This window comes from Pseudomonas sp. MG-9 (genome assembly GCF_018729515.1).
GTDB lineage: Bacteria > Pseudomonadota > Gammaproteobacteria > Pseudomonadales > Pseudomonadaceae > Aquipseudomonas > Aquipseudomonas serboccidentalis.
On record NZ_JAHHZH010000010.1, the window covers coordinates 211,275 to 224,599 of the forward strand.

The following is a 13,325-nucleotide window of genomic DNA, read 5'->3' on the forward strand; positions in this document are numbered from 1 at the left end:
CATGACCCTGAAGACCATTCCGGTGGCTCCGGCGGCTCGCCCGTGCGCGCAGGTTCAGTGCGACCTCACGCCGAAGGCGCTGGAGCGCTGGAATCCATCAATCAAAGCGGCCGCTACCGATGACAACACCATCACGATGTACGACCCGATCGGATACGACTGGTGGACTGGCGACGGTGTAACTGCCAAGCGCGTCAGCGCAGCGCTGCGCAGCATCGGCGATAACGACGTGACAGTGAAAATCAACAGCCCGGGCGGTGATGTATTCGAGGGGCTGGCGATCTACAACCTTCTGCGAGAGCACAAGGGCAAGGTGACCGTCCAGATTCTTGGCTTGGCAGCCTCAGCGGCATCGTTCATTGCGATGGCTGGCGATGAGGTACAGATCGCTCGCGCCGGCTTCTTGATGATCCATAACAGCTGGACCGGCGTTGCTGGCGACCGAAACGAAATTCGTGAGGTTGCAGACTTCCTCGAACAGATCGATGGATCTCTTGCCGACATCTATGCCGTGCGCACTGGTGACAAGGTCGAAGAAATGAGCCGGCTCATGGACGTTGAAACCTGGATGGGCGGCTCAGCCGCCATAGATGCTGGCTTTGCCGACTCGCTGCTTGCCTCTGACGCAACGAAAGAAGACACCAATGCAATGACACCCCACCAAGTGGCCGCGCGCCGCCTGGACATGATTCTTGCGAAACAGGGCATGCCCCGCACCGAGCGGCGATCCCTGATTCAAGACCTCAAGGCGGGTATGCCTGGCGCTACCCCCTCCGGCAAGCAGAACGCTGCCGAAACACCGGCCGACCTGGCCAACCCAATCGCCGAACTACAAGCCGCATTGTCGCGGTTTTCGGCTGCAGCTACCCATACCGGAGTAAAACCATGAGCGACAACACCGCTGATCTGCTGAAGAACATTTCCAACGAGCTGAAAAAGGCCACCGACGATTTCAGCAAGCAGGCAGAAAACGCACTGAACGAGGCCAAGAAGGCCGGCACGCTGTCTGCCGAAACCAAAAACGCTGTCGACGAACTGGCAACCAAATTCAACAGCCTGACCGAGGCTGAGAAGCAACTGAAGGCTCAGTTGGGCGAGCTGGAACAAGAATTCGCACGCATCCCATCGCAATCGCGTCCGGGTGTGCAGGACACTCTGGGTGGTGTGGTGATCAAAAGCGAAGCCCTCAAGGAGTTCGCCGAACACATCGAGGCGTCGAAGCGTCTGAGCGTTCCGGTGAGTGCTGCGCTGCTCACCGCAAACGTGCCTGGCACCATCGTCGCGCCTGATCGACTCCCGGGCATTGACGTGATGCCGAAGCAGCGCCTGTTCATTCGTGACCTGATCGCGCCAGGTCGAACCACTTCGAACACCATCTACTGGGTTCAGCAAACCGGCTTCACTAATGCCGCCAAGGTGGTCGCCGAGAACACCCAAAAACCGTACAGCGATATCACCTTCGCGGAGAAAATCACTCCGGTGCGCACCATCGCGCACATGTTCAAAGCGTCCAAGCAGATTCTCGACGACTTCGCGCAGTTGTCGTCGACTCTGGACACCGAGATGCGTTTCGGCCTCAAGTACGTCGAAGAGCAGGAAATTCTGTTCGGCGACGGTACCGGGGCGCACCTCGACGGCATTGTGCCGCAGGCCAGTGCATTCGATGCCGCCTTTGAAGTTGCGAATCAGACCGGCATTGATGATCTGCGCCTGGCGATGCTGCAGGCTCAGCTGGCACGTCTGCCGGCATCCGGCCACGTCCTTCACTTCATTGACTGGGCGAAGATCGAGCTGACCAAGGACAGCTTGGGGCGATACATTCTGGCCAACCCATTGGGCTTGGCAGGTCCAGTCCTTTGGGGTTTGCCTGTGGTGGCCACCGAGATCGCAGCATTCCAGGGCAAGTTTCTGACGGGCGCCTTCCAGACCGGCGCGCAGATCTTCGACCGTGAAGATGCAAACGTGGTGATCTCGACCGAGAACGCCGACGACTTCGAGAAGAACATGATCTCGATTCGTTGCGAAGAGCGCTTGGCGCTGGCGGTTAAACGTCCTGAAGCCTTCATCTACGGCAGCTTCACCGCACCGACCACACCTTGACCTGGATAGGGCCGCCAATGAGGCGGCCCGCTGGAGGGCATCATGAAGTTGATCACCTTGAAACCGCTGTATCTGGGCGGAAAAACCCTTGTCGAAGGCTCGCCGTTCATTACCGATGAACAACATGGGCGTCAGCTGCTGGCAAAAGGTTTCGCAGCCGAGCATGAAGGCGATGAATTGCCGGAAGTCGATTTGACCTCTGACCAGGCTGGTGGCGGCGCATTTACCACGGAAAGCCTTATCGGCAAGTCAAAGCCCTTTGATGTGAAGCAGCTGGGCCATGGTCACTGGATTGTGGTGAACGCCGAAGGGCAGCAAGTTGGCGACTTCAGCGGAAACAAGGCCGCTGCAATTGCCGAAGTCGAGCGACTCACTGCTGAAGCAGCTCCGCAGGTGTAAACATGAGCCTGATCGATATTGAGCGTGCGATGAAACACGTTCTGGCTGAACCCGAAGATCAAGATTTGGTTCAGGACAAGCTGGATGCGGCCGAGGGAGCGGCCATGCGGTACCTCAATCGGCGCGTGTTTCTCGATCAGGCTGCCATGGATTCGGCAAAAGCTGGTATTCCCGCCCTGATGCAGTCTGCTCGCGCAGCGAATGCCGCTGCCGTTGAAGCCGCGAACGCTGTTGATGACGCGCGCGATCGATGCATTCTGCTCGATTACGCCAGGCAAGCGCTTGCCGATGCGCATGAGGAAATCGACGCAATAGCTTACGGGATACTGCTGAAACCTGAGTTCACGTCGGCATGCCTGCTCACACTCGGCCACCTGTTCGCTAACCGTGAGGAAGTAGTGGTGGGCGCCATGGCAACTGAACTGCCGATGGCCTCCAAGCACTTGTTGACGCCTCTTCGCGTGAGGATGGGGGTGTGATGCGCGCCGGCCGACTTCGTCACCGAATCGATATCCAGCGGAAGGTGGCGGGCCGCGATCCTGACACTGGAGAAATGCTCGAAGAGTCCTGGGTGACCGAGTGGGAGAAATGCCCGGCGGCATTCGAGCCGTTGAGCAGTCGAGAATTCATCGCGGCCAAGGCTGAGCAGGCAGAGGCTACAGCTCGCGTTGTGATCCGATATCGCCCGGGTGTTCTGCCGACGATGCGAATCCTCTATCGCGGTGACATCTACACCATTGTTGGCCCGCCATTGGCCGACCCGGTATCTGGCAAGGATTACCTGAGCATTCTGGTGGCCACGGGGGTGAACGATGGGTGATTTTCGACTCCAGGGAGTGGACGGCGTCGTCGGAAAGATGCGTGGGCTGGCGCCGAAGTTACGGCGCTCCGGATTGAAGAAGGCAGCTCGGCGAGCCATGAACATTGTCCGTGACTCGGCGAAAGCCAAAGCCAAAACCATCGACGATCCGGAAACCGCCGCAAAGATCTGGAAGAACATCGTCACGCAGGACTCCCCCAAGGAAGGCGCCCAGGTTGGCGGTGTGGTTATGCGCGTGGGGGTTCGAGGCGGTGCTGGTGCAAACCAATACAGCAAGGACGCATCGGGAAACCCGGGTGGGGACACCAGGCACTGGCGTTATATCGAGTTCGGTACCGAGCACAACCCAGCTGCTCCCTTCATGCGTCCGGCCTTTGCCGACAACATCGGTCCAGTCACCGAAAAATTCGCCAATGAGTTGAGTGCTGAGATCGACGCAGCGCTGAGAGGGCAGTGATGTTCGCACCCATTTTCAAGGTTTGCTCGGCTGATCCCGGCGTTGGTGCGCTGATCGGCGCCGGTGCCGAGTGCCGGCTCTACCTGTTTGGCGAGGCGCCGGCGGATGTGATCAAACCCTACGCGGTTTGGCAGACGATCGGCGGCGCGCCGGACAACTATCTGGCCGACCGTCCCGATAGCGACCGATTTGAGCTGCAGGTCGATGTTTATGGCACGGCTGCGACCCAGACAAGGAATGTTGCTCGGGCAATTCGTGACGCCATTGAGCAAATGGCTTATGTGACCCGGTGGGGCGGCGAATCTCGCGACGCCCCGACCAAAACGTACCGCTACAGCTTCGACGTGGACTGGTGGGTATCCCGCTGACCGCCCGATGTAATCGATGCCCGCCTTGTGCGGGTTTTTTTATGCCCGACATACGGAGAAACCCATGTCGATCCTCACCCAAGGAACCAAGATTTACGCCCTGGTGCCACCGTTGACCGGTACCGGTCCGCTGACCGTGCTGCCCATCGATTGCGCTACCGCTTTCAACCCGGGTGGTGCACCGGCCGACCAGATCGACGACACCTGCCTGGAAGACACTGTCCGCAAATCCAAAAAAGGACTGCGTACCCCTGGCCAGGCGTCGATGACCATTCTGGCCGACCCACGCAACGCCAGTCATATTCGCCTGCATCAGCTCTCCGAGGCTGATGGTGAAACCACGATCAAGTGGGCGGTGGGCTGGTCTGACGGCACCGCCGCGCCTACGGTCAATACGGCTGGCGATGATTTCGAGCTGCCAGAGGCCCGTACCTGGTTCGTATTTGAAGGCTACGTCGCGGATTTCCCGTTCGACTTCGCCGGCAACGCGAACGTCAGTACCGCTGTTTCCATCCAGCGATCCGGCGGCTCAGCCTGGATTCCGAAAACTGCATAAGGCCGAACCATGAAACTGGCAGATCTGAAGAAGAAAGGAGGCGTCATCACCGATGCCTTCGTGAAGAAGTCCGTCGAGTGGACCCGCAACGTCAAGGGCAAGGACGTTACCGAAAAGTTCGATATCCACGTCCGCCGGCACGCTTTTGGCGTCATGGAAGCAATGTTCATCGGTGGCGAGGCGCAGAAATACCGGAACGCGCGCTATCTGGCCGCCAGTGTGTTTCTCGGCCCTGAAGGCGCCGAGGAGCTGCCGTTCGACGATGCGGTCAACCTCGACCCGGGGCTGGGCATTGCCCTGCTGCAAGCCGTGAACGAGGTCAATGCTCCAGTAAAAAACTGACAGCCGCCGATGAGTTGCACCACGAACTGGTGCTCAACGGAGTCGGCGGGCGCACGATCGCGGATCTCAAACGGAACATGAGTTACGCGGAAATGCTGTCGTGGGCGGCGTATCGGGAGAAATACGGATCTTTCAACCCGATGCATCGTCAGGAGCAGATGTCGGCCATCATTGCGCTGCAGGTTCACCGGCTCGGATCAGGCAAGGCCGACTTGATCGACTTCATGCCGCATGCCGAGCGCCCAGCGCTTACGCTGGAACAGGCGATGGAGGACTGGGTGTAGGTTGGTAGTAGCGATGGAAGATGCTAGTTTCTCACGATCAAAAAGGAGCGTGTCGTGAGAAAAATACAGGTAATAGGGATCTGCTGTTTGATTCTGGCCGGCTGCGATACTCGTGCGGTTGACTCCTCACGTGCTGTTCAGGTTTCGCCTGAAAACGTCTATGCGTTCAGTCGACCAGCCACTCGAGATGACGCGAGAATAACCTTTGTGCAGGACAAGGGTGCGATGAGTTGCTTTGGAGCTGGCATGCAAGTCTTCATGGACAATCGGCTGGCTGCCGAGACTTCCAGCGGAGAAAAGGTGACCCTTTATCATCCTCCAGGGCCTGTGCAATTCAGCATCAAGAACAACGCAATGTGTGCTGGGGGCGACCTTGTCGGGATGATCTTGGAACTAAGGCCGGGGTACTCCTATCAGCTGCGCGGGTATCGCGGCACTTGGGACAAGCCGGAAGTAATGCTTGGCACACCACCACCCTTCAAATACACAAAATAGCTGGCACCAGTCAGCTCATTAGCCGCCGAAAGGCGGTTTTTTTATGCCTGGAGAATGGCTATGGCATCGCGCTCGCTGGGCACTTTGACGCTGGATCTGGTCGCCAAAATCGGCGGCTTTCAGCAGAACATGGATCAGGCATCAAGGTCCGTTGCTGGGTCAGGCTCCGCCGCGGTCAAGGCTTCAGCTCAGGTTCAAGTTCTAGAGAGGCAGTTCTCATCGTTGGCTGGTGTAGCATCAAGAATTGCAGGGCCACTGGCTGCCGCATTCAGTGTAAACGGCATTTACAACGCCACCGAGGCATACAGCACGCTGACGAACCGGTTGAAGTTGGTAACGAACGGCACAGCTGAGCTCGTTACTGCCCAGTCTGCGGTATTCGGTATTGCACAAGATGCCCGACAGCCCCTAACTGCGACCGCCGAGCTCTACCAGCGCATCGCCACCAATCAGAAGGAACTGAAGCTTTCTGGCGAAGGTGTGGCCGGTATCGTCGGAACGATCAGCAAAACGCTGGCGATTTCCGGATCATCTGCTGAAAGCGCCAATGCTGCACTGATTCAGCTTGGGCAGGCGTTTGCCTCCGGCGTGTTGCGTGGCGAAGAGCTTAACTCGGTACTTGAACAGGCCCCTGCGTTGGCTCAGGCAATCGCGAAAGGCATGGGCAAGACCGTCGGTGATTTGCGCAATCTCGGCGAGCAAGGATTGCTTACTGCCGACGCGGTCGTGAAGGCGCTTCAAAGCCAGGCTGGTGCTGTAGACGCTCTCTTCTCGAAGATGACGGCCACAATCGGCGGTAGCCTGACTGTCGTGGGTAACTCAATCACCCGCTATATCGGGGAGATTGATCAGATGTCCGGGGCGAGCGGCAAGGTCGCCGGTGAAATTCTCGCGGCAGCCAAAGTGATTGATGGAAGTCTTCCTGCGGCCCTTGATGGCATTCGCGAACACTCGGGCGCGCTGGTTCAGTTATTCACCACTGGCCTGTACGTAGCGCTTGCACGGGTAGCCGGAGGTTTCGCTCAACAGGGTGCGGCTGCTCTTTCGGCCGCTGCCGCGAATCAGGCCGCTCTCACGTCTTCGGCAGCGCTTGCCAAGCAGGATCTGTTGGCGGCGCAAGCCAAACAGCTGGACGCCAAAGCATCTGTTCAGCGGGCTAATCTTGAGCTGAGCGCTGCGCAGGGAAAGGTCGCTTCAGATAGGGTGCGCCAAGCCTCAGAGCTGGCCAACATCCAATCGGTGCAGTCTGCACTTGCTGCCGAGCTGACGCTGGAGCAAGAGCGGCTGAAGGCGCAGATCAACGAGCAAGGTCGCGCAGCTGCAGTTGCTCGAATCTCCGAGATCCGGCTGGCGCAGGTTGCGGTGATCAAGCAAGTTGAAGCCGCCGAGCGCTCCCTGGCCAGCACCACGGTGGCATCCTCGGCGCTGGTGGAAAAGGCTTATGCAGGTCGCACTGCGGCAACATTGGCCTTCGCTGAAACGACCGCTGCCGTAAATGCGCTGAGCGTCGCATCGAATAATGCCGCCGCCGCAGCCAGCGTAACCGGGCGGGCATTTTCCGCACTCGCAACTGCGGGTAGCGGAGCCTTGGCGATGCTCGGCGGCCCGGTAGGGCTGGTGTTTATCACTGCCGCCGCCGCGCTTTCCTTCATCGACTTTCGCAGCAGTGCCGACAAGGCAAAAGAAGGGCTCGAGCAACTTCAAGGCCCGCTGGATCAGGTGATCTCGCGATTCAAGGCAATGACAGAGGAGCAGCGCGCCGGCGCCCTGGTTCGCTGGAGTGAGGCACAGGTGGATGCGGTGAAGGCCGCAAAAGGAGAGTTGGATTCTCTCCAGGCGACTCTGAAAAAAGGAGTGCTGGGGTCTGACTCGCTTTCCCTGCCGTCGAGGATTGCAGGTTCCAGCAATGACGAAACGATCAAGAGAGCACAGGCATACGAGGATTTGCGCACGAGGATTGACGAAGCCGCGAAAAGCGGTCAGTCGATCATTCCTATCTTGGAGGAGGCGGGCAAAGTACCTGGCGTTTCACCGAAGTTGGTAGATGACCTGAAAAAGGGCGCTGAAGCATGGTCGACGCAGAACCAAGTTGCCAAGGAAGCTGAAGATCGTCAGCGCATTCTCCGGGGCGAGATGGATAAAACCGCCACGTCGGCAGCGAACGGCGCAGCGGCGACCGGCGGAATGACCACTGCCGGCGAGAAGTACCTGAAAACCTTGCAGGCTCAGTTGGGCAAGCTGCAGGACAACAACGACGCGGTGAAGGAAGCCACCCGATACCTGGACCAGCACAAGGAACTGAGCGAGGCTGATCGGACGGCGATTATGTCCGTCGCCTACGCCACGAAAGCTCAGGATGAAGCCAACAAGGCCGCCACCAAATCGACGAAGGATGCAGCTAAAGCCCAGACATCTCTGAAGGAGCAGTTGAAGCAGGCTGCTGCAGGTTTTCTTGACCTGAAAAAGTCATTCGATCCGGTGGGCGCAGCATCAGAGCAATTTCAGAAGTCGACCGGGCAGATCAACCTTCTTTTCAAGAATGGGAAGATCACCCAGGAAGATTACGGCAAGGGCACCGCGTGGCTGGCAGAGCAATTCAATACTGCCACCAAGGCAGCGCTCGGCCTTTCACAGGCTGAGGAATACCGCCTTGAGCTGGAGAAGAAACTCAACAATGATCGCGCTCAATACGCGAGCCAGGCCGCGGCAGTCGGGCAGGGTGATAAGGAAGCCGAACGCGCGCAGCAGCGCCTGGAGCTTGAGCGTGAGACTAACGAGCGGCTGCTTTCGCTGCGCACCGAACTGGCCAACGCCACGACGGAAAAACAACGCAACGACCTGCAGGCCCAGATTGATCTGACGAACGAATATCTGCCGAAACAGGTTGATGCCATGCGTGAGGGTTTCAGGCAGATCGACGAGGCTCAGGCGGATTGGTCGAATGGAGCACGTTCGGCGTTTGCCAATTACATGGACAGCGCTTCGAACGTCGCCGAGCAGACGAAGAACCTGTTTTCTGATGCCATCAACGGCACAGAAGACGCGCTCGTCAACTTCGTCAAAACGGGAAAACTGTCATTCCGGGATCTGGCTGATTCGATCGTCGAGGACTTGATCCGGATCCAGATCCGGCAGGCCGCCGTCGGATTTCTCGGTGGTTTCGCCGGACTGTTCAGCGGAGGGGGTGGGGCTTCTACCCTTGGCACCGGGACCATGACCGGTTTCAGCGAAGGCAGTATGGTGATGAATGCCAAGGGTGGTGTTTATGACTCGCCAAGCCTTTCATCCTTTTCGAACCAGATCTACGACAGCCCGCAGATGTTCGCGTTTGCCAAGGGCGCCGGCATCTTCGCGGAGGCCGGCCCAGAGGCAATTATGCCGCTGACCCGGGCCGCTGATGGATCTCTCGGCGTTCGTGCAATCGGCAACGGCGACACCTCGGCGGCAGAAACCGCAACCACTGAAAGCTCCTCAATCGGCGGCATCACCCAGTACATCACGGTTCAGGGTTCGGCCGATGACGCCACGCTGGCGCGTATCCAGCAAGCGGCCAAGCAGGGCGCTCAGGATGGCTACAGCATGGTGCTGCGTGATCTCAAAATGAACGGCCCAGCCCGGCAGCTTATTGCCAGAAATCGATAGAAACAGGAGTACCGCATGGCTATCGAATGGCCGGCTTCGCTGTGCCCGAACGAAATGACGTGGGGCATGGTTTACAACAACCGGAGCTTCACCTCGACGCTTTCAAATGCCCAGCAGATCGTTGGATACCCGGGTGCCTATTGGCAGTGCACGCTCACATTCAACTCCATGAGCCGCGCCAAAGAGCGGCAGTTGTCTGCGGTCATTGGACGGCTTCAGGGGATGCTCGGAACCGTGAACATTCCGGCGTTCACTCGCCGGCGCATCGACTCGATTGGAGCGCCGGTGGTGATCACGGGTAATGCCCAGGCAACCGTGATGACAATCGGCGGCGTTACCGCAAGCCGGAAGGTCTTCAGCTACGGCGACTACATCAGCATCAACGGTGAGATGTTCGAGATTGTTGATGACGCGTCATCGAATGCTCAGGGCCGGGTGCAGGTGACGCTGAACAAGCGAATCCGAAAGGCTCTGGTCGCCGGCGCCGCTGTGGAGTACCGCAATCCGTTCGCCGAGATGCGGCGAACGGACGACAACCACAGCTTCACCATTCAGCCCTTGGTGGCCAATGGTACGTTGCAACTCAGGGAGGCCTTCTGATGCCCTCAGCATTCCCATTCAGCCAGAGCGTGGTGAACATCATTGCCACAGGCCGATTCATGCCGGTGTACGCGGTGCAGCTCGACTTCGTCGACGGCATGGTCTTCGCGCACACCGGTACCGGCGACCTGGTGGTCGGCAGCATCACCTATCAAGGGGTGGGCAATTTCGGCCAGGTCAGCCAATCGCAGGAAAGCGACAACTCCGGTTCGCCGATGTCGGTCGAGCTGACCCTCAGCGGCCTGGATGCCTACATCCTCTCCGAGACGAACGTGCGCGGGTGCCGCGGCCGGATGGCCAAGGTCATGTTCGTGGTGTTCGACGAGGCCGGCAACTATGCGGCGGACATCCTGTTTTCAGGTCGGATGGATGCAGCCAAGTTCTCGTTCGCCGGCAACGGCCAGGACGGCAACAGCATCACTGTGCCCGTGGTCGACCGGATGGCCGAATGGAGCCGCACCGGCACCGAGCGCTTCACCGATGAAAACCACCGCGCTCGCCACGACGGCGACCGGTTCTTCTACGCCATCGCCCAAATGTCCGAGTGGCCCATTTACTGGGGCTCGAAGAAGGACGCACCGACATTCACCTATGGAAGTTAGCCATGCGCTACCGAGACTGGACAACCCGTCTGAACGACGTGATCAAGGCCGCCCAAGAGCGGCCTTTTTCATGGGGCGAATTTGATTGCTGCCTGTTCGCCGCGGACTGCACGGCGGCGATTTGTGGCGTCGATCCGGCCGAGAACTACCGCGGAAAATACACCACGGAAACCGGCGCCAAGCGGCAACTGAAAAAACAGCACGGCAGCCTTGAGGCGGCATGGGATGCCCACTTTGCAAGGGTTCCGCTGACGTTCATTCAGCGCGGCGACGTGGTGCTGTACGACGCGCCCGGCGGCCGAAGTATGGCTGTTTTCTGGGCAGGCGATTATTGGGCAACAACCGACGACGGCGCAGCCCGTGTCGTATGCGAGCCACTGGCCGCGTGGAGAGTTGAATGAGCGGCGGCGTCAGAAAACTTGCCTCAGTTGTGGTTGGTGCGGTTGTAGGTTTCGCCCAAGGTGGACCGTGGGGGGCTGTCGCCGGTGCTGCGCTGGCCTTCTATGCGTCCGAGCAGCAGGAAAAGCTCAACACCAAGTCGCCGCTGCGCGATAACGAGCCATCGGCGCAGACCGTGCGATCTTCGAAGGCTCCGGTTCGTTTCATCCTCGGTCGCGTGTCCACCGGCGGCATTCTGGTCTGGGCGCAGGAGCAGGCGGGCGCGCAGGGTGAGGGCGAGTGGCTGCACCTGGTGTATGTACTGTGCGAAGGCCCAATCGACGCACTCGAAAATATCTACCTTGGCGAGGAAGAGATCGGCAGCTACGGCGCGCAGGCGACGTATGAACTGGTGGTCAATCCGACTCAGGTGAACACCTTCCTGAAGGCCAATTGCCCAGACTGGAAGGACAGCCAGATCGGCCGGGGCCTGTCATTCGTTCGGGTTTCGCTGCAGTACAGCGCCGAAAAATTTCCGTCTGGCATCCCGGACACCCGTTTCGTGGTGCGCGGTCGCAACGATGTTTACGACCCGCGCACCGGCACCGCCGTTTACAGCGCCAATACCGCGCTGCACCTGCTCTGGTTCCTGCGTGCGCGTTGCGGCGTGCCGGACGACGAGATCGTGTTCGAAACCTTTGCCAGTGCAGCCAATGTGTGCGACGAGGCTCTGACCAATGCCGACGGCTCGACCAGTCAGCGCTATCGCAGCGGTTGCGTGATCGGTGCGGACGAGCAGCGCACGGGCGTTCTCCAGAAGCTGGAAGCCGCCTGCGGTGGTCACCTGATCCGTGTTGGCGGACGCTGGATGCTTCAGGCGGGTGCGTACTACGGACCGTATGACTTTGAGATCACCGAGGACATGGTGATTGGCACTGTCACCGGCAGCACCGAACCCACCAACGACTCGGCGATCAACACCGTCCGAGGCACGTTCATTGACCCGTCGCAATCGTGGACGGAAACCGACTACCCAGAGGTCAGTGTTGCCGAATGGATCGTCGAGGACGGCGGCGAGGCAGCGGAAACGCTGACTTATTCCTATGTCACCGATCCGTACCAGGCGCAGCGCCTGGCGAACATGGAGTTGCGCCGGCGCCGCGCGGGCGGTGCGATCAGCATTCCGATGAACTTTGCCGGCTATAACTGCCGGCCGGGGCGCGTGGTGCGGGTCAACCTGCCGTCGCTGAACATCCTGGGCGAGTTCATCGTTTCTGACTGGTCCATGGGCGACAGCGAGGGCTGTACCGTCCAGGTCAAACAATACGAAGCGGCAATCTTCGATGATGCTGTGGGTCAGCCGTACAACCCGATCGGCTTCATCAATCTGCCGGCCGGCGGTCTCGGTACGCCGAGTGCGCTGACATGGACGCAGGACACCACCGCCGAGGTAACGCAGGGCGTACTGTCGTGGCTTCCGCCGACGGGCATCGTCAAGGAATACATCGTTATCGTCAGGCAGGGCGCGAACGCGGTGCAGTCGCACAACGTTCCGGCCACCTCGACGGAGATCGCCATCAACGGACTGCCGTCCGGCAACTACACAATGAGTGTGGCCGCGGTAGGGCCGATGGCGCGCTCGGGAGAAGCGACGATCACCGTCAACGTCAACGGGCCGCCAATTCCAGAAAGCTGCGTGGTGCAGTCCTCGATCGACAGTATCGTGCTGATCCCAAGCAATTCGCAAAACGGCCTGAACGGAGGGACCTACGAATATTTCTTCAGCACCTCGCCGACGGCAACCTCTGCTGATGCCGAGTACCTGGGGCAGGGCCTGACGTTTACCCACAATGGCTTGGGGTTCTGGACCAACTACTACTACTTCATCCGCTCATCGAACGCTTATGGGAAGAGCGCGTTCCTTTATGTCCCGGCCCAGACCTCGAATGATGTGTCGGCCTACCTTGCGGCGCTGGCTGGGAAGATTGGTCGCACAGAGCTGGGTCAGGACATTGTTGACGAAATCGACAAAATCCCGGGTTTGCAGGAGCAAATCGACGCTCTCGACGGCCTGAAAGGCTACAACCCAGATGCCACCTATGAGGAGTATGACCTGGTGGTGCAGGGCAAGCGGATCTATCAGGCCACTGGCCATGTACCGCTCAACATGCCACCGCCGAACCCGCTCTACTGGTTGGACGTCGGGCAGACCGTGGAAACGGTCAATGGCTTGGCACAACAAGTCGCCACCAATACCGCCGATATCTCCGAACTCGACGGCG

Annotated in this window: 16 protein-coding genes; all 16 read left to right on the plus strand. The window is 59.2% G+C overall.

Going from position 1 to position 13,325, the window contains the following annotated elements; all coding sequences use genetic code 11:
• The first annotated feature begins 1 nt into the window (after window position 1).
• Window positions 2-889, plus strand: coding sequence for a head maturation protease, ClpP-related (locus KKQ10_RS24725; RefSeq protein ID WP_215502543.1), 888 nt, complete (start codon window positions 2-4; stop codon window positions 887-889).
• Complete coding sequence (locus KKQ10_RS24730) at window positions 886-2,100, plus strand: phage major capsid protein (protein WP_215502544.1); 1,215 nt, start codon at window positions 886-888, stop codon at window positions 2,098-2,100. Before KKQ10_RS24725 ends, KKQ10_RS24730 begins: the two co-directional genes overlap by 4 nt.
• Window positions 2,101-2,142: 42 nt before the next feature.
• Window positions 2,143-2,499, plus strand: a complete 357-nt coding sequence (locus tag KKQ10_RS24735; protein WP_215502564.1) for a hypothetical protein — start codon at window positions 2,143-2,145, stop codon at window positions 2,497-2,499.
• 2 nt (window positions 2,500-2,501) lie between these two features.
• The gene (locus tag KKQ10_RS24740) at window positions 2,502-2,978 is read left to right on the plus strand and encodes a head-tail connector protein (protein ID WP_215502545.1); all 477 of its coding nucleotides are present in this window, start codon (window positions 2,502-2,504) and stop codon (window positions 2,976-2,978) included.
• A complete protein-coding gene (locus tag KKQ10_RS24745) occupies window positions 2,978-3,319 on the plus strand; it encodes a phage head closure protein (RefSeq protein ID WP_215502546.1) in 342 nt (113 codons plus the stop codon). Before KKQ10_RS24740 ends, KKQ10_RS24745 begins: the two co-directional genes overlap by 1 nt.
• A complete protein-coding gene (locus KKQ10_RS24750) occupies window positions 3,312-3,776 on the plus strand; it encodes an HK97-gp10 family putative phage morphogenesis protein (protein WP_215502547.1) in 465 nt (154 codons plus the stop codon). Before KKQ10_RS24745 ends, KKQ10_RS24750 begins: the two co-directional genes overlap by 8 nt.
• On the plus strand, window positions 3,776-4,144 hold the full coding sequence (locus KKQ10_RS24755) for a DUF3168 domain-containing protein (RefSeq protein ID WP_215502548.1): 369 nt from the start codon (window positions 3,776-3,778) through the stop codon (window positions 4,142-4,144). The genes KKQ10_RS24750 and KKQ10_RS24755 overlap by 1 nt, the downstream gene beginning before the upstream one ends.
• Before the next feature lie 64 nt (window positions 4,145-4,208).
• The gene (locus KKQ10_RS24760) at window positions 4,209-4,700 is read left to right on the plus strand and encodes a phage tail tube protein (protein ID WP_123587044.1); all 492 of its coding nucleotides are present in this window, start codon (window positions 4,209-4,211) and stop codon (window positions 4,698-4,700) included.
• 9 nt (window positions 4,701-4,709) lie between these two features.
• A complete protein-coding gene (locus KKQ10_RS24765) occupies window positions 4,710-5,042 on the plus strand; it encodes a phage tail assembly chaperone family protein, TAC (protein ID WP_215502549.1) in 333 nt (110 codons plus the stop codon).
• Window positions 5,043-5,056: 14 nt separating this feature from the next.
• Window positions 5,057-5,326 carry a phage tail assembly protein T gene (locus KKQ10_RS24770; RefSeq protein WP_433588216.1) on the plus strand — a complete coding sequence of 90 codons (270 nt, stop codon included), beginning with the start codon at window positions 5,057-5,059 and terminating at the stop codon, window positions 5,324-5,326.
• Window positions 5,327-5,380: 54 nt separating this feature from the next.
• The gene (locus KKQ10_RS24775; RefSeq protein ID WP_215502550.1) at window positions 5,381-5,821 is read left to right on the plus strand and encodes a hypothetical protein; all 441 of its coding nucleotides are present in this window, start codon (window positions 5,381-5,383) and stop codon (window positions 5,819-5,821) included.
• Window positions 5,822-5,881: 60 nt separating this feature from the next.
• Window positions 5,882-9,463, plus strand: coding sequence for a phage tail tape measure protein (locus tag KKQ10_RS24780; protein ID WP_215502551.1), 3,582 nt, complete (start codon window positions 5,882-5,884; stop codon window positions 9,461-9,463).
• A 15-nt stretch (window positions 9,464-9,478) separates the two neighbouring features.
• On the plus strand, window positions 9,479-10,063 hold the full coding sequence (locus KKQ10_RS24785; RefSeq protein ID WP_215502552.1) for a hypothetical protein: 585 nt from the start codon (window positions 9,479-9,481) through the stop codon (window positions 10,061-10,063).
• Window positions 10,063-10,665 (plus strand): hypothetical protein, encoded by a 603-nt coding sequence (locus KKQ10_RS24790; protein WP_215502553.1) that lies wholly within the window; start codon window positions 10,063-10,065, stop codon window positions 10,663-10,665. Before KKQ10_RS24785 ends, KKQ10_RS24790 begins: the two co-directional genes overlap by 1 nt.
• A 2-nt stretch (window positions 10,666-10,667) precedes the next feature.
• A complete protein-coding gene (locus KKQ10_RS24795) occupies window positions 10,668-11,066 on the plus strand; it encodes a DUF6950 family protein (protein WP_095668793.1) in 399 nt (132 codons plus the stop codon).
• On the plus strand, window positions 11,063-13,325 hold a 2,263-nt coding region (locus KKQ10_RS24800; protein WP_215502554.1), incomplete at its 3' end, for a phage tail tip protein J-related protein. The genes KKQ10_RS24795 and KKQ10_RS24800, both read left to right, overlap by 4 nt.

Excerpts from the sequence above, each read along its gene's own strand:
- KKQ10_RS24760 (WP_123587044.1), top strand. The coding sequence starts at position 4,209 with ATGTCGATCCTCACCCAAGGAACCAAGATTTACGCCCTGGTGCCACCG.
- KKQ10_RS24795 (WP_095668793.1), top strand. The coding sequence starts at position 10,668 with ATGCGCTACCGAGACTGGACAACCCGTCTGAACGACGTGATCAAGGCC.
- KKQ10_RS24790 (WP_215502553.1), top strand. The coding sequence starts at position 10,063 with ATGCCCTCAGCATTCCCATTCAGCCAGAGCGTGGTGAACATCATTGCC.
- KKQ10_RS24730 (WP_215502544.1), top strand. The coding sequence starts at position 886 with ATGAGCGACAACACCGCTGATCTGCTGAAGAACATTTCCAACGAGCTG.
- KKQ10_RS24745 (WP_215502546.1), top strand. The coding sequence starts at position 2,978 with ATGCGCGCCGGCCGACTTCGTCACCGAATCGATATCCAGCGGAAGGTG.
- KKQ10_RS24780 (WP_215502551.1), top strand. The coding sequence starts at position 5,882 with ATGGCATCGCGCTCGCTGGGCACTTTGACGCTGGATCTGGTCGCCAAA.
- KKQ10_RS24740 (WP_215502545.1), top strand. The coding sequence starts at position 2,502 with ATGAGCCTGATCGATATTGAGCGTGCGATGAAACACGTTCTGGCTGAA.
- KKQ10_RS24785 (WP_215502552.1), top strand. The coding sequence starts at position 9,479 with ATGGCTATCGAATGGCCGGCTTCGCTGTGCCCGAACGAAATGACGTGG.
- KKQ10_RS24755 (WP_215502548.1), top strand. The coding sequence starts at position 3,776 with ATGTTCGCACCCATTTTCAAGGTTTGCTCGGCTGATCCCGGCGTTGGT.
- KKQ10_RS24750 (WP_215502547.1), top strand. The coding sequence starts at position 3,312 with ATGGGTGATTTTCGACTCCAGGGAGTGGACGGCGTCGTCGGAAAGATG.
- KKQ10_RS24735 (WP_215502564.1), top strand. The coding sequence starts at position 2,143 with ATGAAGTTGATCACCTTGAAACCGCTGTATCTGGGCGGAAAAACCCTT.
- KKQ10_RS24725 (WP_215502543.1), top strand. The coding sequence starts at position 2 with ATGACCCTGAAGACCATTCCGGTGGCTCCGGCGGCTCGCCCGTGCGCG.
- KKQ10_RS24765 (WP_215502549.1), top strand. The coding sequence starts at position 4,710 with ATGAAACTGGCAGATCTGAAGAAGAAAGGAGGCGTCATCACCGATGCC.